Origin of the sequence: Pontibacter qinzhouensis (genome assembly GCF_008017455.1) — a bacterium.
Classification (GTDB): domain Bacteria; phylum Bacteroidota; class Bacteroidia; order Cytophagales; family Hymenobacteraceae; genus Pontibacter; species Pontibacter qinzhouensis.
In genome coordinates, this window is sequence record NZ_VRTY01000003.1 from 1 (window position 1) to 22,238 (window position 22,238).

Below are 22,238 nucleotides of genomic sequence, written 5' to 3' on the forward strand. Positions count from 1 at the left end.
TCCTCAAAAGGATGGTGGCCGCTCCTCCACATCCCTATAAAATGGTTATTGCTTAAGTGCCTAATTCAATAATTTAATTTGGATGGTGGCCAGAAGCCGCTCAATAGCCGGCAGGAGTAGAAACGCTCCCTTCTGACTCAGATAAATAAAGTAAAGTACGCAGTTTAAATAAAAATACAAAAGCCGCACAATGGCGGCTTTTGTAATGAAAAAATGTATAGGTAAGAATTAAGCTGGTACCATAGATTTTTCTTCACGATTCCAGTGGCGGTGTTTTTTAATTGCCTCCAGAAAAGAGGCTCCAAAAGCATCTAAAGAGGCTGCTGCGCGAGCCGAAACAACACCTTTATCAGATACGATATCCGCAGAGGCTTCTTCGGCTACCTGAACACCAGCCACATCAGAGGCTAGCAGCAGGTCTATACCTTCGCGGGAAGCGCCAATTGCCTTGCAATGTTTGAAAGCCTCGTTCAGGAAATGCAGCACATCCCCTTGCTTTTTCATGGCTTCCACACTAGCTTGTCCGCCAGGCACGTATACGGCATCAAACATAATAGAACCTGTGGTAATGTGGCTCTTGTCTACAGCTATTTCTTCTCCGGTAGATGATTTCAGGTTTTTGAATACTTTCGACACGATTTTGGCCTGTGCACCTTCGCTTTGCAGCGCCTGCTTTATCGCCATCACCTCGTCGTGGTTATAACCGTCTTCAAGCAGAATAGCTACTCGCCTTGATTTAGCGGATTCGACCTTCCCAATTTCCATGCTCACAGCCGGAGACTCTGACACGCTTTTGCCTTCGCTGATTTTTTCGGAAGCTTTATCTTTTGCGAAGTTGCCAGTTGTTTCGGTTGCCATTTCTGGTTTTACCTCAATGCCCAGGCCTTCAGCGGCTCTTTGTGCCAGGTCTGGTGCCACCTTGTTAAAGTTGGCCACCATCCGCTCTCTTATGGCAATGGTTTCTACCTTTCCCAACTCAAAATGTATGGCTTCTACGAGGTGTTTCTTCTCTGGCTCCGTCATGGAATTCCAGAAAAGGGTTGCCTGCGAGAAATGGTCTTTGAAGCTCTCGCTGCGCGCGCGTACTTTATGGCCTTCAACTTTTTCCTGGTGATGCACATAAGCACCCTCTTCTTCTGATGCAAGTTTCGGATGACCTTCTGCGAGCGAGTTTGGCCAATAATTTACTTTGCCTTTGTTAATGGTTTGCCGCATAAAACCGGCACCCTGCCCATTGTGCACTGGCACCACTGGCCTGTTAATGGGGACCTCTGCAAAATTGGCGCTGTTAAAACGGTTTATTTGCGTATCTACATACGAGAACAGGCGGCCCTGCAACAACGGATCGTTTGTTACATCGATACCCGGTACGAGGTTACCCGGGTGAAAAGCAACCTGCTCTGTTTCGGCGAAAAAGTTATCGGGGTTGCGGTTCAAGGTCATTTTGCCAATAGGCCGAAGCGGCACCAACTCTTCCGGAATAATCTTGGTAGCATCTAAGAGGTCGAAATTAAATTTAAACTCATCTTCTTCCTCCACAATCTGTACCGCCAGCTCAAATTCAGGATAATCACCCATATCGATTGCTTCCCACAGGTCGCGGCGCAGCCAATCAGGGTCTTTTCCATTTAGTTTCTGCGCCTCGTCCCAAACAAGCGAGTGCGTACCCAGGAGTGGCCTCCAATGGAACTTTACAAAACGGGCTTTGCCGGCAGCATTTATAAACCGGAAGGTATGCACCCCGAACCCTTCCATCATCCGGAAGCTGCGAGGAATGGCCCTGTCGGAGAGCACCCACATTAGCATGTGTGTGGTTTCGGGCATGAGCGATGCAAAATCCCAGAAGGTATCGTGTGCAGCAGAGGCCTGTGGCATTTCGTGGTCCGGCCTTGGCTTAATGGCATGCACCAGGTCCGGGAACTTAATAGAATCCTGAATAAAGAACACGGGTATGTTATTGCCAACTAAATCGTAATTTCCTTCTTCCGTGTAAAATTTAGTAGCGAAACCTCTTACATCGCGCACGGTGTCTGCAGAGCCTCTGGAGCCGACCACCGTCGAGAAACGTACAAAAAGAGGTGTTTTTACGTTAGGGTCAGTTAAGAATTTGGCTTTGGTAAACTCCTTCATCGAGTCGTTGTAGGGCTGAAAAAAGCCATGAGCTCCCGAACCTCTGGCGTGTACCACCCGCTCCGGTATAGACTCATGGTCGAAGTGTGTCATTCTTTCCCGAAACAAGAAGTCTTCCATCAGGGTTGGGCCACGGAATCCTGCTTTCAGTGAGTCGTCGACGTGGTTTACCCGCACCCCCTGGTCCGTTGTCATAAACTGGTCTTTGGAGTCTTCCCGGAACTCATCTAATTGCCTGTTTTTGCTGTTCTCATCTACCTTCCGAGATGACATTTCACCTTTGTTCTTTCGCTCGTTTGTGCTCATAGTTTTACTTTCGAGAAATCTTTTATTTATTGATTTGATAAACCTAACCACCTGTCCGGTGTTTGCATTAGATAGAGTGTATTGAATTACGACCAAAAAGCGCGAACCGTTTAAAATTTGCAGTCGCCGGAGCAGCAGTAGCAAAGCAAAAATAATATTTTAAACAGATGAGGCATTACCGCCGAACATAAAGTTGAAGGGAGAGCAGGCACGCTAATTGCCCTGTAACTGGGAAAAGCCTATTTATCTACTGTGGGAGTTAGGCAACGTAAGCTCTGGCTATCGGCGTAGCAGGCACAATATTTTTGCACAGATCTAATAAGTGGTAGTTTGTAATGAATTAGAAATTTAACCGGGTAGTTATTTCTACACTTGCGGCACGACCATCAGGTTTCACCCTTTAAAACTTGGCGTCATAAGTTGGTAATTTAGAGTTGCGCCTCAGGTTCTCTGCTCTACAAGATGAATGTGTTCAGCGATAATGGATAAGGAGATAGTAAAAATAAGCTGTTAAGGAGGTAGGAGGTGAATTGCCTCTTTAGCTCTACTTTAAAGCCATTTAGGTAAATTTACTTTCTGCAATAATCAAATGTAAGCCAAGAACAAACAAGGCAGCTAAAGGACAACTAAGCTGAATCAGTTACTTCTTACACTAAATTATTCAAATGAAAATACCCTTCCAAAGGTAAAACTGGCTAATTAGGGTCAAGGGTAATGAGCATGTAGTTAGCTACCTGAAATCAAATACGTTTTGTCCGGTTGGCGTAACTGATCGCAGTCTTAGATTCTGAATTATTCGAATGAAAAAAGTCTTCAGAAGGTTTTACATCAGAATTTAGCCAAGGGTCTAGCCAAGAATGTTTAGTTGCATATACTTAAAAGTAGATCAAGTAATAAGTTCTCGTCTGCTAAACTGGAATTCTTCTTCTTTAAGGTAAAAATCGCCGCTTTTCCGCATCAAGGTGAGGTTGTCGAGCGAAATATCCCAGTTAAAATTGTAGGTGTTCAGAAAATTCAAAACAGGTCCCAGTATCTCGGGCGTTGTGTCTCCAAGAGCCAAAGAAATATGCGGGAGCCACATATTCGGATTGTAATACACGCTCATCTCCACGCTCATTTCAGCAATATCGCGGTGAATGTTGCCATGGAACAGGTTCAGGCGTGAGGTGCGTAAAACCGGCACGTAAATTACAGGTGCCGCTCCCGGAAAAATGCCAAGGCCCGTCGTACGCACATTAAAAACCGGTGTTTCCAGGCACACCCGCTCCAGGTACTCCTTCATCTCATCCAGATCAGGAATTTCAGCAGTCAGGAAGGTCAGGTGCGGGTACGGAGACATTTTAACGCCCTTTAACCCAAATTTTTTTTCCAGAAGCTCCGTTAGCTCCGTAACACGATCGGAGTAAACTTTATCTAAAAGCGAAGTAATTGCTATCATGGGTCAGACTGAAATTAGAAATAACAGGGTGCAGGTGTAGCAGCAAACACAGCGGCAGCCACGGTAAAAATGGCATTTTGTATTGTTGCTTTCCTGAGAATGAAGGTATTGTAAATAACCGATGATCTAAGCATGAACCTTATACGTGTTTTCGGAGATGTAAGGAAAGGCAATTTTACTTACTTTAAGTTAAAAATAAAAACCGGACAATTCGCCACCAGTATACCTTCCACTTTATCTATAGCCTTCCACGGCTTCGCATCCTTCATTATTAGTGCTCAGCAGCTGTGGCAGCGTCATCAGGAGGCGGTACAACGGCAGCCTCATACACTGTATTATGGCGGAGCACCAGGTAGTTACTTAGCAGGTTTCTGCTCAGGTTGGTTGTTACTGTTAAAGTGAGGTTATTTGCGCGAAATAACTTCATGAAAAATTAAGTACCTTTGCAGTTTCATTATTTAGCGCGCTCATGATCTCCATTAACAACCTTAACTTTCATTTTGGAAGTCGCCCGATGTACGAGGATGCCAACCTCCACATCAAACCCAAAGATAAAATCGGGCTGATCGGCCTCAACGGTACTGGTAAATCTACGTTGCTCCGCATAATTGTAGGCGAGTATAAGCCCGATGGTGGCAGCATCCAGATGAGCAAAGAAACTACCATCGGTTTCCTGAACCAGGATTTGCTCAGTTACCAGACACACGCCAGCATACTTTCGGTGGCGATGCAGGCGTTTGAAGAGGCGCTGTCGCTGCAGGCCGAAATAGACAAAGTGTTAATTGAGTTCGAAAATAATTTTCATGACGAGCTGGTAGACAGGCTGGCAAACCTGCAGGAGCGTTTCGAGGCGCTGGGCGGCTATACCATGCAAGCAAACGCAGAGGCTATTCTGGAAGGCCTGGGTTTCTCTACTGAAGAACTACAGCAGCCTTTAGCCTCCTTCTCGGGTGGCTGGCGCATGCGGGTTATGCTGGCCAAAATACTCTTGCAACAGCCCTCCTTGCTGCTCCTCGATGAACCTACCAACCACCTCGACCTGCCCTCTATTAAGTGGCTCGAGACGTACCTGGAGCGCTACGAAGGAGCAGTGGTAATTGTATCGCACGACAGGGAGTTTCTGGACCGCACCACCACTACCACCGTGGAGGTCTCTAACAGTAAGCTGAACCTCTATGCCGGCAACTACAGCTTCTACGAAGAGGAAAAAGCCATGCGCAACGAAATCCAGAAGGGCGCTTACGAGAACCAGCAGGCCCAGATACGGCAGGCCGAACGCTTTATAGAACGATTTAAGGCAAAGGCATCGAAGGCAAAGCAGGCGCAAAGCCGCATGAAGCAGCTCGACCGGCTGGATAGGATAGAGGATGTGGCACCAGAGGCAGCGCGTGTTAATTTCAGCTTTAAGTTTGAAGTGCAGCCAGGCCGGCATATTCTGCGGCTGGAGCACATGAGCAAAAGCTACGGCGATAAAATGATTTTCAGGGACACGCACGTGCATGTGGAGCGTGGCGATAAAATTGCCCTGGTGGGTGCCAACGGTAAAGGTAAATCTACGCTGCTCCGCATTATTGCAGGAACAGAACCCATTAAAGGAAACCGGGAGCTGGGGCACAACGTTATTATGTCGTTTTATGCGCAACACCAGCTGGAGTCGCTGCACGTCGATAATGAGATTCTGCAGGAGCTACAGCAGGCCGGATCTAAAAAAACAGAGATGGAACTGCGTACCTTGCTCGGCTCATTCCTGTTTACCGGCGAAACTGTTTTCAAGAAAATAAAGGTATTGTCTGGTGGTGAAAAGTCGCGGGTAGCCCTGGCTAAAACCCTGATTTCAGAAGCCAATTTCCTGATGCTCGACGAACCGACAAACCACCTGGACATGATGTCGGTCAATATCCTGATTCAGGCACTGGAGCAGTACGAAGGTACCTTTATCGTTATATCGCACGACAGGTATTTTGTAGAGAACGTAGCCACCAAAATTTGGTACATCGACGATTACCAGTTAAAAGAATATCCCGGCACGTATCATGAGTATGAGACCTGGATGGAACGGCGCGAAAAAGAAGAAAAGAAAACCCCGGCTGTTACGGTACCCGCTAAAAAAGAAGAGAAACGGCAGCAGCGCGACAGTTCCGAATATAACGCCCTGAATAACCAGCTGAAACAGGCAAACAAGCAGCTGAACGAGGTAGAAAAGCAGGTACAGAAACTCGAAGGTGAGCTGGCACAATACGAAGCTCAGTTGGCAGACCCGAAAGTTTTTGGCAATGTGAGCCTGCTGCAGGAGGCTTCCCAGAAATTTGAAGCCGTGCAGAAAGAGCTGGCCGCCACTAACCTGAAATGGGAAAAGCTGATGGAAGAAGTGGAAGCTCTAGAAGCAAAACTAGCCTGATGCCCGGCCACACCCTTGGCGGTTTTTTAACAGACACCCTTCTGAAGGCAGTTTTTATTTGAATAATTTATCAGAGTGTTAACCTTACGCTCCATCTTCAGGTTAATAATTTATAAAGTCCTGCAGCAAGTTTTAGAACTACACTTGCTGCAGGACTTTCTTTTGAACATCCGGCCTGTATTACAGTTATATCTCTTGGGCAAAGCTAGATGTTCAATTTCTAATCCGATTCTAAAAAATATTTGCTGAAGTTGAGGCGATAATTGCATTGATTAAAAATTATAAGGAATAGATCAACTATCAAAAAATAGAATATTTTTTATGTTTTGTTGGAAATAACAAACCCATGATTTTGTATTATATATTTATTATAAACTAATATCTGATATAACTTATTTTTATAAAGGCTATATTTTATTTGTTTAATATATTGATAATGAATTTGTTAACAAACCTAATCAGCAGAACATATATAGATAATCCTATATAAACTATTTCAAAAAAGATAACAAAAGCTTAACATTACTTTAAAAGTGTCGTTAAAATGTGAGTCAATTAAAATATAACACATGAAAGATTCTACACTTCGAAACGACACCGCCTTTTTGAACGACATAGCATTTAACGAAGACACTGTCGCTGTCAACGAACCACGGTTAGCACAAAAATCTGCTATTGGGGTATCGATAAATACTTCGGCTATTGTAAAAACTCTTGCTGTTGTTACAGCTATTTTAGTTGTATTCAGCGTTATTGGTTCTGTCTTGTTGCACGTGTATGGATACGACTCTGCTTATGGCTTTGTACCTAACTTCAACCTCGATACCGAAGGAAACGTGCCTTCTTATTTTTCAGCCTTAATTTTACTTTTTGCAGGTTTCCTATTTAGAGTGGTAGCCTTACACAAGAAAAAGATAAACGATACTTTTGCCCGCCACTGGACCATTTTAGGTTTCCTGTTTATGTACCTGGCCTTCGACGAAGCAACCGGCACACACGAACGTATGATTAACCCACTGCGCGAAGCATTCGAGTTTACAGGCATCTTCTACTTCTCCTGGGTAATTGTGGGGCTTTTATTTGTAGGCGGCTTTGGTATTTACTTCCTGAAGTTCTTTTTAGGCTTATCTACCAAATACAAAATCAGGTTTGCTACGGCTGCTATCTTTTATGTAGGCGGGGCATTGGGTGTAGAATTGCTAGGAGGTGCCTATTCATCGGCTTACGGCGAAGAGAACTTAAACTATGCGCTCATTACCACAGTAGAAGAAGCCCTTGAAATGACTGGTATTGTTCTCCTGATCCGGGCTTTATTTAAATACATTAAATCTCATACAGACTCAACGGCGCTTTCTTTTAAATAAGAAACATGAGCTGTCCTGTAGTAGGAGAGTAGCATCATATAAAAAGAATCCCGGAGGGCTGCAGGAATTGTAACTCACCGGGATTTTAATTTTATGGCTCCTCCACCACCCGTGCTTTAGGTATATCCTCTGCTATTGTAGCTATCGTAAAAAACAGCGAGTTTAGCTGGAGACAGAGCTTAGCGCTGCACCATAGAACTATAGCAATATACTTCCGTACTGCTACTAGAACAAATTTATGCATTCCGACAACTGTACATCCACCTATGGACATTCAAATGCTAGAAAATATTGGAAAATCAAGTTCTAAGATTTTCTTTTCATACAACCTTAAAACAAAGCGTTTCGACTACCTGAACCAGGCAATTCAGAAAATCTGGGGAGGAAGCTATGAAGGGTTCTTAGCAAACCCTGATACGTTACTGACTCTCATCCACCCGGATGACATGCCGGTGCTACTAAAGCACTATGAGCTTTTGTTACGAGGCCAATCATGCCACCTGGAGTTTCGGCTCCAAATTCCGGATTCCTATGATAAAACTATTCAATTAGATGCTTTTCCGGTTCTGGATGAGCAACAGCAGGTGGTATCGGTAACGGGTATAGTAGAAGACATAACCTTACGGGAGCAATACCTGGCTTATTTGGTCGAGTTTACCCGGAAAAAAAATACGGCCCTTGAAATTGTGGCGCATGACCTGAGAGGGCCGCTGGCAATTGTGCAAAGCATTGCGGAGGCACTTGAAAAAGATCATCAGGAACAGGTATACGACGAGCTGTCTAATTACACCCGCTTTATAAAACAAGCCTGTGAATCGTGTGTGAATATTATTAAAGATGTTCTGAGCGAGGAGCACTTAAAGTCTCATAAGATCAGTGCAGATTTAGACCGGGTTGATATAGTAGATAAAATCAGACAAGTTATTGAGCCTTATGCCGCCAGCTCGAGCATCAGCCAAACATTTGAGCTAAAGGGGCCAACCAAAGCATTCGCACTCGCCGATGAGGTAAAGTTCGACCAGATTATAAACAACCTTATTGCAAACTCCATTAAGTTTACGCCGCCAACCGGTAAAATTACAATTACAGTACAAGACGAGCCGTCGCGCCTCCTGATTATGTTTCATGATAATGGTGTAGGTATACCTGAAGAAGACATTCCGTTTATTTTCGATCGTTTTACAAAAGCCAGCAGGGTAGGGCTTTCAGGCGAAAAATCAGTTGGTATCGGCCTTTCCATAGTTAAAAGCCTGGTAGAAATTCAGGGAGGGCAGATTTGGGTTGAAAGTTTTAAAAACGATGGCACAACATTCTTCATGAGTTATTTAAAACAATAATGCCCTACCAGATAACCTATCCCTGCACCTGAAACAACCCATAAATTTTTCAAACAAATGCCTGAAATTAAGGACTTAGCAAACTTTCCAACTTCGAGCAGGAAATTTAAGGTACAGACACTTCTACTATATTTTCAAATTAGTATATTTACATAGGAGGTATTTAAGTACAAGTATCGTTCTGGTGGTGCCTCCGTATATAAACCCTGTTCAGCAGGTGTAGCAACTAAGGCTGCACCTGTTAATTTCTTATTTTAATTTATAAAGTCGCTGCTTCTGCTGCTTTATAAACTGGTAAATAAACCAACAGCGGCAGCAACATTATTAACAGCTACCCAAATTTAATCTGGTAATAACTCCGTAAATAAAATGCTTATGACGAAGTACGATAGATGGTATCATCCTTACGACATTGATGATAAATATAATAGGCGTGTAGCTTATTTTAGTATGGAATTTGGTATTCACCAGGCCCTGAAAACATATTCAGGCGGCCTTGGTTTTCTGGCAGGCTCGCACATGCGTAGCGCGCACGACCTGCGCCAGAACATGATTGGCATAGGCATACTCTGGAAATTCGGCTATTACGACCAGATGCGTAACGAAGACCAGACGATGCGGGTGGTGTTTCAGAAGAAATTTTATTCGTTTCTGGAAGACTCCGGCATAACCGTAAAAGTGGTAGTAAACGGTCACCCGGTTTTCGTAAAAGCCATGGTGCTGAAGCCGGAAACGTTTGGCACCGTACCGATGTATTTCCTGACGACCGACATACCGGAAAACGATTACCTGGCACGTACCATTACGCATAAACTATACGATGTTGAAACCAATGCCCGCATTTCGCAAAGCATAGTGTTGGGTATTGGCGGAGCAAAAGTAGTAGATGCCCTTGGAGGCACCGATATTTACCACATGAACGAAGGCCATGCCCTGCCGCTTGCCTTTCACCTGCTCGAACAGTTTGGCGGCGATGTAAAGGAACTGCAGAAACGCATGGTGTTTACAACGCACACCCCTGAAAAAGCCGGAAACGAGGAGCACGATATTCAGTTGCTTAACCGCATGAGTTTCTTCGGGAATATTCCTTTAGAAGAAGCCCGCACCCTGACCGGCATGCACGGCCCCATGTTTAACCATACACTGGCAGCGCTGCGGCTATCTAAAATATCGAACGGGGTATCGCAGCTGCATGGTAAGGTGGCACAGCACATGTGGTACGAAAACGAAGGTATCTGCGATATTAAAGCCATTACCAACGCCCAGAACGTACCCTTCTGGATGGACAGTGTGATGATGCACGCCTGCAAAAACGACAACGACGAGCTGCTGACCCTGCGCAAAAGGCAAATGAAAATGACGCTTTTTGAAGTCGTAGCCGACCAGACTGGTAAACTATTCGACCCAAATGTTTTAACCATTGTGTGGGCAAGAAGATTTGCCGCCTACAAACGCGCCGACCTGCTGATGCGCGACATGAACCGCTTCTTCGATTTGCTGAGCCGACAGGACGAGCCGATTCAGGTAATCTGGGCCGGTAAACCATACCCATACGATTATGGTGCCGTAGAGGTGTTTAACAAACTGGTAAACTTCTCTTATAAGCGCAACAACATGGCTGTGCTTACAGGTTATGAGATTGAACTTAGCCGAAAGCTGAAACAAGGCTCCGATGTCTGGCTGAACACGCCACGCCGCCCAAGGGAAGCATCCGGCACCAGTGGCATGACAGCAGCCATGAACGGCTCCATTAACTTTTCGGTACAAGATGGCTGGATTCCGGAGTTTGGCGTACATGGCGAAAACAGTTACCTGCTGCCAATCGTGGATACGTCGCTGCCAGACACGCTCCAGGACGACCAGGATTACCTGAACATGATGACGGTGCTGGAAGAGGAAATTATTCCGACCTACTACCGCAACAGGCCAAAATGGCTCAGCATTGTAAAGAAGAGCATGAATGATGTTGTTCCGATGTTCGATGCCAACCGCATGGCACATGAATATTACTCGCTCCTGTATAAATAATTAAAAACAGCCGCCACTAATAGAGTGGTGGCTGTTTTCTTGCTTAAGATCAACTTAAACTATCAATAAATTTTAAGGTTGAGTAGAAAACCCGATGTTAAGACATCTAAAAAGGGTTTAAGTGGAAAAATTTTAAAGCAAGTAGGTTAAGCTTACTTCCTCATTCATGCCGATATTAACTCGTACATTATAATAACAGAAACTATGGCAAAGACAAAATGGGTATCAGACCCGGCGCACAGCGAAGTTCAGTTTAAGGTAAAGCACCTGATGATTACGACCGTAACCGGGTATTTCGGATCGTTTGAAGTAGAGGCCGAAACCGATGAGGACAACTTTGAAAAAGCTTCTCACATCGTGTTTACGGCCGACGTTAATTCCATCAGCACAAACAACGATCAACGAGACACGCACCTGAAATCAGCTGATTTTTTTGATGCTGAAAATCATGACCAGATTAAATTTGAAGGTAAGCGTTACGAAAAAGCAGGCGAGGACCAGGCCAAACTACACGGCGACCTGACCATAAGAGGCAACACCAAACCTGTTACCGTACAGGTAGAGTATGCCGGCATAGTGGTAGACCCTTACGGCCAAACCAAAGCCGGCTTTACCATTTCAGGTAAAATTAGTCGGAAAGAATTTGGATTGACATGGGATGCCGTAACCGAAGCAGGAAGCGTGGTAGTAAGCGACGAAATCCGGTTGCTGTGCGAGATACAACTGGTGAAGCAAGCATAGCTTTTCGGTATCTTAAGAATCAGAAAAATGAGGAGTAAATCTGCCTCCAAACTTTTCTTTGCAGCCCCAAAAACTACACTAAATTGCTGCACCTATAATAGGTTTAACTAGCTGAACCACCCTTTGTGTGCAGCTGCGCGCTACGGGTGGTTCTTTCTGTTCCGGACCCTTGAAGCAAAATTCCTGATTTTGTTTCTGAAGGACCAAATCATTAGAATAATTTACCGCTTAACCTGTTAAAACTGCTGCAAAGCATCCTGTAGCTGTGCTGTTTAGGGAACCTGCATAACAACATCGCCGCCTGTAGGGTAACCTGTGCAGGTCAGGACGAACCCCTTCTGCAGCTCTTTCTCGGTCAGTACTTCGTTGTAGTACCTCCAGACGGTGCCCGATGTACAACGCTGCAGGAGAGGCACAAAAAAGGCGCCTTTTAGAGGCGCCTTTCTGCTATTACAAAGTCTTTGTTTTGTCCAGGTAAGCCTGGTGAGAGCTTACAATTTCTTTCAGGAAGTTGAAGAACGGATCTGCGAATTCCTGGCGCTTCAGTGCAAACTCAACAGTCGTTTTCAAAAAATCGAGTTTGTTGCCAATGTCGTAGCGCGTTCCTTCAAAGGTGTGCGAGTAAATTTTCTCGCGCTTCAGCAAGTTCTCAAGAGCATCAGTCAGCTGAATTTCGTTGTTCTTGCCTTTCGGGGTTTCCTCTATGGCCCTGAATATTTCAGGAGTCAGGATATACCTGCCGGCAATGGCCAGGTTAGAGGGGGCCATTTCAACAGATGGTTTCTCTACAAACTGATCTAACTGCAGAATGGAGTCGCTTATTCTTTTTCCGCCCACAATGCCATAACGGTCTACTTTATCGGCCGGAACGGTTTCAACAGCAATAATAGAGGAGTGGTATTGATCATACATATCCATTAGCTGCTGGGTAACCGGAATAACGGAGTCTACAATGGTATCGCCGAGTAGTACGGCAAAAGGTTCGTCGCCGGTATGCTGGCGGGCATAGGAAATAGCATCGCCAAGGCCCACAATTTCTTTTTGCCTGATAAAGTAGATGTTCGCCATATCAGAAAGCTTTCGCATTTCCTTGTAGAGTTCCTCGTCTTTCTGCTGCAAGCGCTCCTCCAGCTCAAAGTTGCGGTCAAAGTGGTCTTCTATGGCTCTTTTGCCTTTACCGGATATAATCAGGATGTCTTCTATGCCAGAATTAACAGCCTCCTGCACCACGTACTGTATGGTTGGGGCATCGATAATGGGTAGCATTTCTTTAGGCTGAGCCTTCGTAGCGGGCAGAAAGCGGGTACCAAGACCAGCGGCAGGTATAACAGCTTTTTTTATCATTTCTAAAAGTAATAACAGATTAAAATCGTATTTATAAAAGCACCTGCTCGCACAGATGTTACATGTTGCTAATGAAATAGCCCTCCAAAAGGTAAAACTATGTTTTTGCGCCAAGGGTTGCGCCTGTAGCACTCTACCTGGCGCAAGGTATGTTGCGCCTGCTAAACAACCGTTGGCCTGATGACACGGGCATTTATTTTTTTGAAAGCGGTTACCAGGTTGTTGAGCATTTCGTTGCCATAGTAAACACCGATAATAGAGCCGCCCGAACCCGTAAACTTAGCGGATGCCCCAAGTGCACGGGCTGTTTTCACAAGCTCTTTATTGCTATCGCTGATGTTCATGATTTTGCACCGGAGTTCGAAGTTCTCATCCATGAGCTCATGCAGCAGCTTCCGGTCACCGTTTAACAGTGCTGTCTTGCCTTGCCCGGCCAAATCGGCAATAGAGGCGAGGGTGTTAATCACGAACTCTTCGCCTTTGTCGTATCGACTGCGCACGTTGTTTAAGACTGTGCCCGACACTTTCCCCAGTTCGGTTTTATAGGCGATGAACAGGTTCGGCAGCAGGGCAGGGTCTATTTCTTCATAAATGCCGTGCCCGTTTTTCTGTAGGTATTCTTTGTCGAAGTCCATGTACACGGCCCCTTCATACACCTGAATAACGCGATCCTGCAAGCCAGCTGTTATACCCAATTCCTCCACCTCTACCGACAAGGCAAGGCTTGGGAACATCACCTTTGGTATATCTACCTTGTAAAACTCAGAAAGCGCCCTTAAGGTAGCAATTATGATGGCACTGGAACCAGATAAACCAACCTGCCTCGGAATAGAAGCGCTGTAGCGGGTGGTAAAGTTACGGTTAGGGAGCGTAATGCCTTGTTTGGTGCAAAACTCACAGAACTTTTTAATAGCAGCCTTCACCAGCGGCACACCGCCATGGTAACCCGTCAGTACGATCTGATCGTGGAGCTCGTAAATGTTTTTAAACTGGTTAATATCCTGTGTCTGAGGCTCTATAACCAGTTCAGGCGATTCGTAAAGCAGAATATGTGCCCCAAAGTTTTTAACGATAATCGAGATAGTTTTACCGAAATAGCCATCCGAAGGATTACCAAGGATAGCAGCTCGGGCATACGCACGGGATTCTATAATCATTAGAGTTTGTTTTTCGAGCTTAAAGATGCTTTAGTTTGAGGTATATTAAAAATTTTTAGCTCCTAAAATCACTACACACGCTCTAATTAATATCGTTCAGCAGTTGGCAGTGCTCTTTCTTCAGAGAAGGTTACCTGGATAGACAGTTAAAAGAAATGTTGTATTTTAAAATACATACAAGACATAGGGCAGGCTAAACTAAAATTCAATATTTTAGCCTAACTAATAATAGGCATAGTTTATTAGTAAAACAGTAACTAACAAAAGAAAAATAGTCTTATTATTAGTATTTTATTTAAAATAGTAAAATTTTAGCTTACATGGGTTTAATAGAGGGGTATATTCGTAAAAAAGGCCTATTTTTGCATGTACCAATTTAAAATTAAGAGGGATAAGAAGCAGTTTATAGTATTAATATAAAGTACCCCCTATTGAAGCTTCGAATCTAAATTTTTAAGAATTTTGGCAAAAAACTAACAGTCAGAAATTAGGAGCGTAGCCGGTTGGTTTTAAAAATCTGCAAGTATAGTAGCTGCAAAAACAGCAAAAAATGGAACAAGCCTTAAATCATAACATTTTTTCAAATAAAATGCGAAATATCTGATGCTTTTGTGCCTGATTGCGTTATAACATTGCAAAACTTTTTTAATTTTGATTCACTATATAGAGTTTTGTGCAAATAATTGAGCCAAATTTTTGGTTAATTGATAATAATCAGACTTAAATTATAAAAGGTAAATAATAACGATCTCAAATGTCTAAAAAATTTAAGAAAAGTAAGCGGGACGTAATTCTTGAAGAAGCAGCTAAGTTGTTCAAGGAAAGAGGTTACGGTGGCACTTCTATGAGAGATTTAGCCGAGAAAGTAGGCATGGAAGCTCCCAGCATGTACAACCACATCCGATCTAAAGATGAAATTCTGGAAATCATCTGCTTCCATATAGCTAACTCCTACGTTTCGCAGCTTACTCGCATCGAATCGAGCGAAGACTCTTTTACGGACAAACTGAAGGCGCTGATAAAACTGCACATTAAGATGATGATTGAAGATGGTGCTGCCGTATCTGTTGCCAACAACGATTGGAAGTTTCTGCCGGAAGATAAACTAAAAGAGTTTAAAGAAATCAGGAGAGGATACGAGAAAAGATTTGCGGCTATTCTGGAACAAGGCGTGGCAGCAGGCGAGTTTCATAACGTAAACATCTCTGTGTCGCTCTTCACCATTTTATCTGCGGTAAGATGGGTAGAGTTATGGTACCGTCCGAACCGTGGCGTATCTGCAAAAGCCCTCGAAGAAACAATTATCACCATCCTGCTAAACGGCCTGTCGAAGCAGGAATAGTACCGTTTACCTGAGCCAAAACAATGGCTGCATTTATGAGATCAAACCGGCTTGTGTGCTTCAAAAGACGAAACAGCTTTACCTTTGTTCTACAACACGAAAAGCTTCCTTTTGTCTTTTGAAGTCCAGGCTTCTCATAAATGATTTTATGCTATAAGCTTGACTGACTTTAGCGTTCTACTTCGGCCAATATGCGGCTGAGATCAGTTAGGATGCTACCCATATCACGCAGCACTGTTAGCGAAGTTACTTCTTTCAGGTCCGCCAGGCAGGCAGTCTGCATTTTTCTGGCTTGCTTCATGTTGTTTTGCAGCTCTGTCATCTGGCTCACAGATGGCTCTGCCAAAATCTGACCGAACACCGGTATGCAAACCGATGTTGCTGCAATAGCAGAGGCCAAACCTTCTATCTGCGGATACTCTGCTTTAAATGAACCTGCAGACCGCAAATCAGCTAACCCTCTCCTGATGCCTCTTATCTGTACCGTTATGTGCTCCATGTGCCGGATTCCAATAGATAAACGGCCTAAGCGGGTCCGTTTATGAACCAGAAAAGGGTTGTACTTTAAACTTTGCTCTGCCAGCCGCAGTACCTGTATACTTTTCTCTGTTTGGGCTACCAGTTCGTCTACAATAGGCTTTCCGTGCTGAGCCGTTTTTACCTCATCTTTTAGCATGAGCGAGAGGTAGTGCAAAGTAGTAGCTGCTTTCTGGCTGAGCTGCACAATGGCCTGCTCCACATCGGGTATGGCGTTGCGAGGTACTATAAGGGCATTTATGGCAATGGCGACAACCGAGCCAACCATTGTTTCTATTATTCTTCCGGTAGCGTAGCCATGGCTATGGCCAAATGCCAGCACCAGCAACGAACTAACACCTACCTGCGACACAATCTGGGGGTTCATGCGGAGAGCATTCGTGAGTGCCATGCCAATAAGTATAACGAAGAAGATGGAATAGGCGCTGATATTAAACCAGTGCCCGATCAGCATGCTCAGTACAACACCCAAAATAATGCCTATAAGCCGATGCGAAGCTTTTTCAAGGGAATCGACCACCGTTACCTGCACAGTTAGCACAGCCGCAAGCGGAGCAAAAAACGGGTACTCATCCTGAAGCAGCGAAGTAGCCAGAAACCAGGATATTGCTGCAGCTAAGGCAGTCTTTATAATTTGCGACGTTAAACCTACTTTAGCTAGAAATTCTGCTCCTTTTAACATGAGGAAAAAGATAAGGGAAGGTGGCAAAAAATAAAACTTCTTCAAAAGGTTAACCTGTTGTTGCACCAAGTTGCCATCAGTTGTTCCTAAACAGCAGGTTGGGGTATAACTTCCTTAAGCGCCAACTGTCTCAGAATAAAAGGCGCTCCTCCTATGACCATTTACTTTTAGCTAAACCTTAGCGTTACTTTTTCCATCATTCGCTGGCACTATAAAAGTAAGTAAAGGTAACCGGCTTCAGAAGCAAAGGTAAGCAACAGATACATGCAGAAAAGTGAGATTGCTCAACAATCTGGTAACCTAGCTGGTAAAATTCGGCTAAGCTCTGCTATTTTTCAGCGGTTTGTGTATCAGCTGGAAAACAGCAGGGTAGTTACATCGTACTAAAGTCAGGAGACCTGCCATGCATCCGATGTCTGCTCTCAGGTAGCATAGCCCTACAGGAACAACAAAGGCAGGCTCTAATAAGTAAGTAACATTTTAATTTAATATTTATATGGAATCATTAACTGGAAAAAACGCGCTGATAACGGGAGCCGGTAAGGGTATAGGCAAAGCTATGGCAATGGCTTTAGCAAAGGAAGGTGTTAACATAGGCCTGCTGGCACGTACCGAAAGTCAGTTAAAGACAGTTGCTGCGGAGCTGGAAAATCTTGGGGTAGAAACCAGTGTTGTGAAAGCGGATGTAACTGATTTAAGCGCGGTAGAGGCTGCTGTGGAGCAAGTACAGTTAGACTTAGGGCCGATAGATATACTCATCAATAATGCTGGCATTGCCTCTTTCGGGAAGTTCCTGGAACTGAGCCCGATGGAGTGGGAGAAAATCGTCAGGGTGAACCTGATGGGTGTTTACAATACCACACGGGCTGTTCTGCCAGGCATGATAGAACGTAAAACAGGCGATATTCTCAATATTTCATCAACAGCCGGGCTCCGGGGCACCGCGCTCACGAGTGCCTACAGCGCTTCCAAATTTGCAGTTATGGGTCTTACCGAGTCGCTGATGCAGGAGGTGCGCAAACATAACATTCGGGTTAGCGCCTGGACGCCAAGTACCGTAGCCACCGAACTAGCCTATGAAAATAAACTAACAGACGGAGACCCAGGTAAAGTGATGCAACCAGAAGACCTGGCCGAACTCCTGATTGCGCAGTTAAAACTGAACAGGCGTATTCTTATTAAGGAAGCCAGCCTGTGGTCTACTAACCCGTAATATCAAAATGCTACTATTCTGCTACTGCTGAAGATGGTGCTCTCATCCGCACCTGCTACACCAGCTAGTAAAAAAGAACGTCTTAACCCAGCCATCAGGCTTATCAGGTTAAGACGTTCTTTTTTATGAACAGTGCCATCAGAAACCGATGACCGCCAGTAGCAATTATTCTAATGAAAAAGGCCTTCCAAAGGTAAATAGCCCAAGTTGGTGTCAAGGGTTAAGATTTAAACCATGACTGCTAAGTCTAAAAAGTCTACTTCTTCTTTTTCTCCTGCTCGTACTCCTGGTTCAAACCTGTCAGTACTTCAGATGTTACGTCGAGGGAGCTAACGCCATACAAAATGGCACTGTTGCCGCGGGCGTAGCTCAACACCATTTTATATCCTTTCTCCTCGCAGAACTTCTTCAGGTAAGCCTCCACACGATCATAGAGTTTTTTCATTTCTTCAGCTTCTTCGGCAGCAATGTCGTTGCCCGCTTTCTGGCCGCGCTCCTGTATCTGCTGTTGCTTCTGAGCCAGCTTTTGCTCAGTAGAGGCTTGTTGTTCAGCCGTCATGCCGGCACCTGTTTGCTGGTACTTCGCCACTTCCTTCTGAAAAGCATCGGCCTGCGATCGGAGGTTGGCTTCTGTTTTCTGTGCTTTGCCTTTCAATCTGGTACTCACATCCTTAAAATACTGGTAATTGGTCAGGAGCGTGTCGGTGTTAATATAAACTACCTTTTCTGCCGCAGCCATACCCGCTGTTTCGCCAGTTGCAGTTGTGTCAGTTACAGCTTGTTGAGGAGCCGTTGTAGCGGCACCCGTAGTGGCCTGGGTGTTTTTGTCGTTGTTGCAGGCACTCAGCAGCAAAGAGGCCATGGTCAGGCCTAAAGCGTAGTTTCTTACTTTCACAGGTTAATTTTTTATGTGGTTTTAAATGGTTCTAATGTTTCAATACTTCGGCAAATGTTTCTTCTGCTTCCATCAAACCCTCGGCATTCAGGGCTGTCAGGCGCACGTGTTTTGTTTCGTTTACCAGAACGGGATCGTATTTGGCAACTACACGTACATAATTTTCGGTCCAGCCTTCCATCTGACCGTTTTTCACATCATCTTCGAACAGCACATTAAACTCAAGGCCAACATTCTGCTCATAAAAATGCCTTTTTTTCTTTTCCGATAAAATGCGCAGCATATCGGCCCGGCGGTTGCGGTCTTTCAGGCTTACTTTGCCTGCCATACCAGGTGCCACCGTGTTCTGCCGCTCAGAATAAGGGAAAACGTGCAGGTAACTAACATCCAGTTCGTTTAAGAAATTGTAGGTATCCAGAAAATCTGCTTCTGTTTCGCCAGGGAAACCTACAATAACATCTACGCCAATGCAGGCATGCGGCATATGAGCCTTAATAGTTGCCACTCTGTCGCCATACAGCTCGCGCAGGTAACGGCGGCGCATCAGTTTAAGTATTTTGTTGGAGCCCGACTGCAGCGGCACATGGAAGTGCGGCATAAAGCGCTGGCTTTGCGCTACGAAGGCAATAATGTCGTTGCTAAGCAGGTTTGGCTCTATAGACGATATCCGGAAACGGTCAATTTCCTGCACCTGATCGAGTTGCTGCACCAGCTCAAAAAACGTTTCAACACGCTTTCCTTCCTGCAAACCAAAATCGCCGGTGTTCACACCGGTCAGCACAATTTCCTTAACTCCTGATTCGGCAATTTCGTGGGCAGAGCGTAATACATTGGCAATACTGTCGGAGCGGCTGTTGCCACGCGCCAGGGGTATGGTACAAAACGTGCAGGAGTAGTCGCAGCCATCCTGCACCTTCAGGAACGTGCGGGTGCGGTCGCCAAACGAGTAAGAGTTATGAAACGTGTTGGCTTCGCTGATGGCGCTGGCAAAAACCTGTGGCTTCTCTTTTTTCTCGAACCCATCGAGTATATCTACCAGCTGAAATTTCTCAGCTGCACCTAACACTGCGTCAACACCCGGTATTTCGCTTATCTCTTTCGGTTTCAGCTGGGCATAGCAACCTACTATGGTAATAAAGGCATCAGGAGAATGCTTCAGCGCCTCCTTCACTATTTTCCGACATTTCTTATCTGCGTTGTCTGTTACAGAACACGTGTTTATCACGTAAATGTCTGGCGTATCAGTAAATTCAACCTTCTCAAAACCACGCTCCTGGAAAATGCGCCCAATCGTGCTGGTTTCGGAGTAGTTGAGTTTACAACCTAATGTATAAAATGCAACTTTTCTACTTGCTGTATTTACCTGCAACTGTAGGCTATAATTAGTTTCTATTTTCATTCCTTTGGCTCTTTCTGTAGTTCATCGCTGTACCCTTTGCCTGAAATTGTTTCCCTGATGTTTTCCTGTACACCTGAATATAGGGAGGTGCTTAGATTGTCCTTGCTTATCTGCCCTAATTTCGTCATATACCCTTCAGTTGTCTTACTTTCGCTATGCCCCAACATTCCCTGAACTTTCCTGATATCCTTCGTTAGCTCCCAGGCATGATCGGCAAAGGTATGGCGCTGCATGTGTGAGGCAAGGTGTGGCAGTCCAGCCATCTTAGCTATGATTTTTAGCCTGTTGGCAATCCTGGTGTTCAGGTTCCGCATCAGGAGCCGCAATTCTTCTCCTTTTGCCTTTTCGTGTTTTTCTGCAAAGAACGGGAAAATATAATTACCCTGCTGCGGGTACTGGCTTAAAATCCACTCGATGCCTTCATGCCGGGGAATAATCTTCACCTCTTTGGCTCTTTTCCTGGGCTTGAATATAATGTGCGTGCTGTTGACGTTGGACCATTTCAGCGTGTATACTTCCGATACCCGCGCCCCGTGCAGGAAAAACTGCATCAGGAACAGGTTGCGTGTATGCACTAAGTCAGGCGTTAACCCCTCCAGCTTGATTAAGGAATATATCTGGTCTACGTTAGGGCGCTCTACCTGCTTCAACACCTCTTCAACAAGTGGGATGCTGAAAGGGTTCGGCGCCGGCGGAATCCAGCCTTCGAGCACCGCGTTCCTGAAAAAGCTACGGTATACCCCGAAGGCATCATTAATGGTTTTGGCATCGTAGCCTTTGCCGCGCCTGGTGTCACAGGTCCGGAGGAAATGAACCAGCTCTGATATAATATAAGGAGTGAGCTTTGCCGGATCATCGGGGCGATCCCCCCAAAAGCGCTTGAAGTAACCCATCTGGGTTATGTAAGTGCTGGCGGTCCCGTACTGTCCGTGGTTCCGCTTCCTTATGATCCACTCTTCAGAGAAGGCGATGAAACCGGTTTTCTTCGCCGCTTCCGGCTGGGCGTAGGCATCCCGAATCTGGGCGCTGGTATAGGCAGGGTGCTTTGTCTCGATTGCCTGGAGGCCTTCTAATATGGTCTTGATCCTGGTGTTAAGAGACCCGCTATCAAAGTGCTTAGAGGCTACCCAGTTCCTTTTCTCGGTGGTGGCTTTGGGGTTCCACTCGCTTTTACGGGCATCCTTGCTTAGCTTCAGGAAGATGCCGGTATGGTAGTAGGCTGTTTTGCGGTCTTTGGTGATGCGGATTCGCACAGCGCTCTTACCCTCATCGTTTACCTGGTCCGTGCGAATGGTTACTTTGTAAGTGGCAGATGAAGATGACATTTATTTCTTTTTCCAGGTTACCCCATCATAGTAATCATAGCCATCAGTCAAGACAATTTTTTGAAATCCCATGTTATGCCACTTGCTGAATACGCCTTCTTTTTCAAATCTTCTTTTCCAGACTGCATTAAATAAGGCGTACTTCAGGTGTAGCTCGTCTTGTTCTTTCCCTTTTACCGAAACCTCTATATCTAATCCGGCATCTAAAAAGTGATTTCTTAACTCCTGTTGAAAATCTACCCTTGCCTGCATTATTCTCTTATCCATTTCAGCAACATTCAGTCTCCGCCGGCGCATTTCCTCTTTGTTGGCATCGAGAGCGGCTTCTAATTGCTCCTGTGTAAGGGGTTCTTCTTTTACTGTGTCGGGTGCTGCTATAATAATTTCTTCAGGTTCACCATAGCTGGAGCTTTTGTCTTTGTCTTTGCTAAGATTAGCTATTATACCAAGGACTAATAATACTGTAATACCAATCTTCCAAAGCTGTCCTATTCTCTCTGATTTCCAGAGGGCGTATATACCAACAGGAAAAATAAACAGCAGGAGCAATATTACTAACCATGTTTTATTATACCACTTGTTTTGTATAGGTGTATCCATAA

18 protein-coding genes are annotated in these 22,238 nt (G+C 44.9%); 7 read left to right on the plus strand and 11 right to left on the minus strand.

Annotated elements, in window-relative coordinates:
• Positions 1–228: 228 nt before the first annotated feature.
• The 3 genes from FVR03_RS01005 to FVR03_RS24180 form a co-directional block, all read right to left on the minus strand.
• Positions 229–2,436: a catalase gene (locus FVR03_RS01005; RefSeq protein ID WP_222707158.1), complete on the minus strand. Its 2,208-nt coding sequence runs from the start codon at positions 2,434–2,436 to the stop codon at positions 229–231.
• An 886-nt stretch (positions 2,437–3,322) separates the two neighbouring features.
• Positions 3,323–3,874: a 2'-5' RNA ligase family protein gene (locus FVR03_RS01010; RefSeq protein ID WP_147919895.1), complete on the minus strand. Its 552-nt coding sequence runs from the start codon at positions 3,872–3,874 to the stop codon at positions 3,323–3,325.
• A gap of 271 nt (positions 3,875–4,145) precedes the next feature.
• The gene (locus FVR03_RS24180) at positions 4,146–4,301 is read right to left on the minus strand and encodes a hypothetical protein (RefSeq protein ID WP_187269989.1); all 156 of its coding nucleotides are present in this window, start codon (positions 4,299–4,301) and stop codon (positions 4,146–4,148) included.
• Between the two features lie 42 nt (positions 4,302–4,343).
• Between FVR03_RS24180 and FVR03_RS01015 the strand changes: the two genes are divergently transcribed.
• From FVR03_RS01015 to FVR03_RS01035, 5 genes are all read left to right on the plus strand, one after another.
• Positions 4,344–6,272, plus strand: a complete 1,929-nt coding sequence (locus FVR03_RS01015; RefSeq protein WP_147919896.1) for an ABC-F family ATP-binding cassette domain-containing protein — start codon at positions 4,344–4,346, stop codon at positions 6,270–6,272.
• A gap of 569 nt (positions 6,273–6,841) precedes the next feature.
• Positions 6,842–7,636: a DUF8692 domain-containing protein gene (locus FVR03_RS01020; protein WP_147919897.1), complete on the plus strand. Its 795-nt coding sequence runs from the start codon at positions 6,842–6,844 to the stop codon at positions 7,634–7,636.
• Between the two features lie 266 nt (positions 7,637–7,902).
• Positions 7,903–8,973, plus strand: coding sequence for a PAS domain-containing sensor histidine kinase (locus tag FVR03_RS01025; protein WP_147919898.1), 1,071 nt, complete (start codon positions 7,903–7,905; stop codon positions 8,971–8,973).
• 375 nt (positions 8,974–9,348) lie between these two features.
• Positions 9,349–11,001 (plus strand): alpha-glucan family phosphorylase, encoded by a 1,653-nt coding sequence (gene glgP, locus FVR03_RS01030; RefSeq protein WP_147919899.1) that lies wholly within the window; start codon positions 9,349–9,351, stop codon positions 10,999–11,001.
• A 204-nt stretch (positions 11,002–11,205) separates the two neighbouring features.
• Positions 11,206–11,742 carry a YceI family protein gene (locus FVR03_RS01035; protein ID WP_147919900.1) on the plus strand — a complete coding sequence of 179 codons (537 nt, stop codon included), beginning with the start codon at positions 11,206–11,208 and terminating at the stop codon, positions 11,740–11,742.
• 272 nt (positions 11,743–12,014) lie between these two features.
• On the opposite strand, the gene FVR03_RS24185 is transcribed toward FVR03_RS01035, so the two are convergent.
• From FVR03_RS24185 to FVR03_RS01045, 3 genes are all read right to left on the minus strand, one after another.
• Positions 12,015–12,158, minus strand: coding sequence for a 2Fe-2S iron-sulfur cluster-binding family protein (locus FVR03_RS24185; protein ID WP_187269991.1), 144 nt, complete (start codon positions 12,156–12,158; stop codon positions 12,015–12,017).
• A 34-nt stretch (positions 12,159–12,192) separates the two neighbouring features.
• Entirely contained in the window at positions 12,193–13,086 is an 894-nt protein-coding gene (gene galU / locus FVR03_RS01040; protein WP_147919901.1) for a UTP--glucose-1-phosphate uridylyltransferase GalU, read from the minus strand.
• A 161-nt stretch (positions 13,087–13,247) separates the two neighbouring features.
• Positions 13,248–14,243, minus strand: coding sequence for a mevalonate kinase family protein (locus tag FVR03_RS01045; RefSeq protein WP_147919902.1), 996 nt, complete (start codon positions 14,241–14,243; stop codon positions 13,248–13,250).
• 754 nt (positions 14,244–14,997) lie between these two features.
• Between FVR03_RS01045 and FVR03_RS01050 the strand changes: the two genes are divergently transcribed.
• Positions 14,998–15,585, plus strand: coding sequence for a TetR/AcrR family transcriptional regulator (locus tag FVR03_RS01050; protein WP_147919903.1), 588 nt, complete (start codon positions 14,998–15,000; stop codon positions 15,583–15,585).
• 169 nt (positions 15,586–15,754) lie between these two features.
• Here FVR03_RS01050 and FVR03_RS01055 read toward each other — a convergent pair whose 3' ends face one another.
• On the minus strand, positions 15,755–16,804 hold the full coding sequence (locus FVR03_RS01055; RefSeq protein ID WP_187269992.1) for an FUSC family protein: 1,050 nt from the start codon (positions 16,802–16,804) through the stop codon (positions 15,755–15,757).
• Between the two features lie 496 nt (positions 16,805–17,300).
• Here FVR03_RS01055 and FVR03_RS01060 point away from each other — a divergent pair, with 496 nt between their 5' ends.
• The gene (locus FVR03_RS01060) at positions 17,301–18,017 is read left to right on the plus strand and encodes a 3-ketoacyl-ACP reductase (RefSeq protein WP_147919905.1); all 717 of its coding nucleotides are present in this window, start codon (positions 17,301–17,303) and stop codon (positions 18,015–18,017) included.
• A 256-nt stretch (positions 18,018–18,273) separates the two neighbouring features.
• Here FVR03_RS01060 and FVR03_RS01065 read toward each other — a convergent pair whose 3' ends face one another.
• From FVR03_RS01065 to FVR03_RS01080, 4 genes are read right to left on the minus strand one after another with little or no spacing between them, the layout of a single operon-like run.
• On the minus strand, positions 18,274–18,912 hold the full coding sequence (locus tag FVR03_RS01065) for an OmpH/Skp family outer membrane protein (RefSeq protein WP_255473992.1): 639 nt from the start codon (positions 18,910–18,912) through the stop codon (positions 18,274–18,276).
• Positions 18,913–18,943: 31 nt separating this feature from the next.
• Positions 18,944–20,311, minus strand: coding sequence for a tRNA (N(6)-L-threonylcarbamoyladenosine(37)-C(2))-methylthiotransferase MtaB (gene mtaB, locus FVR03_RS01070; protein WP_147919906.1), 1,368 nt, complete (start codon positions 20,309–20,311; stop codon positions 18,944–18,946).
• Positions 20,308–21,636, minus strand: coding sequence for a tyrosine-type recombinase/integrase (locus tag FVR03_RS01075; RefSeq protein ID WP_147919907.1), 1,329 nt, complete (start codon positions 21,634–21,636; stop codon positions 20,308–20,310). Before FVR03_RS01075 ends, mtaB begins: the two co-directional genes overlap by 4 nt.
• Positions 21,637–22,236, minus strand: a complete 600-nt coding sequence (locus tag FVR03_RS01080; RefSeq protein ID WP_147919908.1) for a hypothetical protein — start codon at positions 22,234–22,236, stop codon at positions 21,637–21,639.
• Positions 22,237–22,238 lie beyond the last annotated feature (2 nt).

What these genes read in the sequence shown, in the direction of transcription:
- FVR03_RS01005 (WP_222707158.1), bottom strand. Translation starts at nt 2,436, where the DNA reads ATGAGCACAAACGAGCGAAAGAACAAAGGTGAAATGTCATCTCGGAAG.
- FVR03_RS01010 (WP_147919895.1), bottom strand. Translation starts at nt 3,874, where the DNA reads ATGATAGCAATTACTTCGCTTTTAGATAAAGTTTACTCCGATCGTGTT.
- FVR03_RS24180 (WP_187269989.1), bottom strand. Translation starts at nt 4,301, where the DNA reads ATGAAGTTATTTCGCGCAAATAACCTCACTTTAACAGTAACAACCAAC.
- FVR03_RS01015 (WP_147919896.1), top strand. Translation starts at nt 4,344, where the DNA reads ATGATCTCCATTAACAACCTTAACTTTCATTTTGGAAGTCGCCCGATG.
- FVR03_RS01020 (WP_147919897.1), top strand. Translation starts at nt 6,842, where the DNA reads ATGAAAGATTCTACACTTCGAAACGACACCGCCTTTTTGAACGACATA.
- FVR03_RS01025 (WP_147919898.1), top strand. Translation starts at nt 7,903, where the DNA reads ATGGACATTCAAATGCTAGAAAATATTGGAAAATCAAGTTCTAAGATT.
- glgP (WP_147919899.1), top strand. Translation starts at nt 9,349, where the DNA reads ATGACGAAGTACGATAGATGGTATCATCCTTACGACATTGATGATAAA.
- FVR03_RS01035 (WP_147919900.1), top strand. Translation starts at nt 11,206, where the DNA reads ATGGCAAAGACAAAATGGGTATCAGACCCGGCGCACAGCGAAGTTCAG.
- galU (WP_147919901.1), bottom strand. Translation starts at nt 13,086, where the DNA reads ATGATAAAAAAAGCTGTTATACCTGCCGCTGGTCTTGGTACCCGCTTT.
- FVR03_RS01045 (WP_147919902.1), bottom strand. Translation starts at nt 14,243, where the DNA reads ATGATTATAGAATCCCGTGCGTATGCCCGAGCTGCTATCCTTGGTAAT.
- FVR03_RS01050 (WP_147919903.1), top strand. Translation starts at nt 14,998, where the DNA reads ATGTCTAAAAAATTTAAGAAAAGTAAGCGGGACGTAATTCTTGAAGAA.
- FVR03_RS01055 (WP_187269992.1), bottom strand. Translation starts at nt 16,804, where the DNA reads ATGTTAAAAGGAGCAGAATTTCTAGCTAAAGTAGGTTTAACGTCGCAA.
- FVR03_RS01060 (WP_147919905.1), top strand. Translation starts at nt 17,301, where the DNA reads ATGGAATCATTAACTGGAAAAAACGCGCTGATAACGGGAGCCGGTAAG.
- mtaB (WP_147919906.1), bottom strand. Translation starts at nt 20,311, where the DNA reads ATGAAAATAGAAACTAATTATAGCCTACAGTTGCAGGTAAATACAGCA.
- FVR03_RS01075 (WP_147919907.1), bottom strand. Translation starts at nt 21,636, where the DNA reads ATGTCATCTTCATCTGCCACTTACAAAGTAACCATTCGCACGGACCAG.
- FVR03_RS01080 (WP_147919908.1), bottom strand. Translation starts at nt 22,236, where the DNA reads ATGGATACACCTATACAAAACAAGTGGTATAATAAAACATGGTTAGTA.